3 protein-coding genes and 1 pseudogene are annotated in these 2,039 nt (G+C 60.5%); 2 read left to right on the top strand and 2 right to left on the bottom strand.

The window, feature by feature from the left end:
* Positions 1-101: 101 nt before the first annotated feature.
* A pseudogene (locus tag ACFFN1_RS13680) lies at positions 102-670 on the bottom strand (transposase); the annotation flags it as partial.
* A gap of 111 nt (positions 671-781) precedes the next feature.
* Between ACFFN1_RS13680 and ACFFN1_RS13685 the strand changes: the two are divergent.
* Positions 782-1,156, top strand: a complete 375-nt coding sequence (locus ACFFN1_RS13685) for a hypothetical protein (RefSeq protein ID WP_376841388.1) — start codon at positions 782-784, stop codon at positions 1,154-1,156.
* On the top strand, positions 1,144-1,389 hold the full coding sequence (locus ACFFN1_RS13690) for a hypothetical protein (RefSeq protein ID WP_376841390.1): 246 nt from the start codon (positions 1,144-1,146) through the stop codon (positions 1,387-1,389). Before ACFFN1_RS13685 ends, ACFFN1_RS13690 begins: the two co-directional genes overlap by 13 nt.
* Before the next feature lie 56 nt (positions 1,390-1,445).
* On the opposite strand, the gene ACFFN1_RS13695 is transcribed toward ACFFN1_RS13690, so the two are convergent.
* Positions 1,446-1,994 carry a type ISP restriction/modification enzyme gene (locus ACFFN1_RS13695; protein WP_376841391.1) on the bottom strand — a complete coding sequence of 183 codons (549 nt, stop codon included), beginning with the start codon at positions 1,992-1,994 and terminating at the stop codon, positions 1,446-1,448.
* Positions 1,995-2,039: the final 45 nt, after the last annotated feature.

Raw genomic sequence — 2,039 nt, forward strand, 5'->3', positions numbered from 1 at the left:
CCACGAACTGGAAACAAGCCCTGGCCCAGCTCGCTGTGGCCTTCCCCGACCGCATGGAACCCTACCTGTGAAAACCGCCCCATACACACTCAAGTTGACAAGCCCATCGCTCCTTCCCGATCCCAGATCAGTGTCTTGGGCACCGCCGCGATCAGCTGCCACATCTCAGCCAGCATATCCCCGGACTGCCGCGATGGCAGCATCACCGCAGTCAGGAACCGTGAGAACGTCAACCTCACTCACCAGCACCGGGAACATCAGCACGTTACCCATGCCCGTCGGGGTTCTAGGTTCGGGTAACCACAGATCCATCTGAGCCACCTGACCGGGCTCGTGCACCAGCCGATCAGCAGGATCGACCCCGACGTACTCCGGGCGGATCACCCGCAACCGATCCTTCAGCACCGTCAACGAATGCGTGAACCCGATCCGTTCAGCGATCACCGTCGCCGGCATCGTGGGATAATCCCGCAGCAGCTTGCGGATCTCAGACTCATACGCATCCACCACCGACCCGGAGCTTGCTCGAATGTACCGCGGCAGCGCCGCCGAGGCCCACGCCGAACGCACTATGTTCCGCGCCACCCCCAACCGGCGTGAACTCCTTGATCGGAACACCCTCAGCAATGTGCAACCGGCGTATCTCAGCCCAATTCTCCATCGAAATCATGCCTCCTAGCATGTGCGACAGGGGTCAATTTTCACCCGTCGCCTAGGGGTCAGTATTCACGCGTCGTTGACACTCCTCGGCACTCGAACCAGTACTCAGGAAGGACACACCGTGAACACGACCACCAACATCGCTGATGAACTGCGCCGTGAACTCACCGCCCGGGCCTTGCGCCTGTGGGACAACGGCGTCTCACCCCTCACACCACGCCAGGGAAGCATGCTCTCCAAGACGATCAGTCTGTGGATCGATGAGGACCTGGCCGATGCGCTGTCGAACGAGCCCACGTTCGACATCCCGTGGAACGAGCGCGGGCTGTTCGCGTTCGTGGACGACATGGCGCTGGTCACGATCGGCGACGGTGTGAAGCCATTCATCCGACAGACCCAGCGGGCTTGCCGTACGATCCTGGAATGCCTGGACCGGGGCGAGACGCCGTTGAACCGCCGCGAGATGGCTCGGACGCAAGCATCATGGATCTACTGATCTGGCGCGCGGCGATGCTGGAAAGCTTCAAGGACATGGACGAGAACCCCGAGTTCGTAGAGCACGTGCCCAAGCGCCCCGGTGACCACGAGTGGGACGAGCTGATCGACGATTTCAATGAGCTGGTCGCAGATCGCCCAGTCATCGCTGCGGTGAGCTATGGGGACGAGGAGAAGGTCGTCGCAGCCGTGCGGGAGCACCCCGCTTACACATGGTTCTCCCCGGGCCGCTGATAGCCCTCCGAGACGACATCACCCCGGTGGAGTAGATCCGCCGGGGTGATGCTGTGTTAGAAGCTGAATGAGCCCTGTCCGTACTCTCGTTCAACCGTCTTCGGCACCTTCTTCTGTTCAGGAGAGGGTTTGGGAAGCTCGTCTGCATTGAACAACTCAGAGGCCACGATCTCTTCAAGCAGTTCTTGCTGATGCTCACGCAGCTCGACCGTTCGAGTGAGAACACGAAGCAGGTCAAGCAGTTCGTCGTTCCATTCGTCCTCCCACTCGGTTGGGCGAATTCGGTCGAGCGGGGTGGCGCCTTTGCCAGCGGCTCGACCAATACCCTTCTGCGTGCGCGCCCCTAGCCACTTGTCGAGGACATTCATGCCGGAGACGTTGAAGTCCCACACCTCAGGACGCACTCCCTTGATGAGCCCGGTTCCTATGTATAGGTGTTGAGCTGCACGGTCGTAGGTGATCGATTTCATCGAGTAGGGCAGCTCTGTTACTGGCTCTTCCCATGAGATGCTCGGGACCCTCGGGACCTTACCGGCGGGGCGGTCCTCCTGACTTGCACAGGTTGGCGGGGTTTTCGGAGCTTTTGGTTTGTTTGTGCTGGTCAGCGAGTCGGGCTCGGTCGTGGTGGGTGACTAATATGGGGGTATGAA

The sequence above is a fragment of the Brevibacterium otitidis genome (assembly GCF_042429315.1).
GTDB classification, from domain to species: domain Bacteria; phylum Actinomycetota; class Actinomycetes; order Actinomycetales; family Brevibacteriaceae; genus Brevibacterium; species Brevibacterium otitidis.

What these genes read in the sequence shown, in the direction of transcription:
- ACFFN1_RS13690 (WP_376841390.1), top strand. Translation starts at nt 1,144, where the DNA reads ATGGATCTACTGATCTGGCGCGCGGCGATGCTGGAAAGCTTCAAGGAC.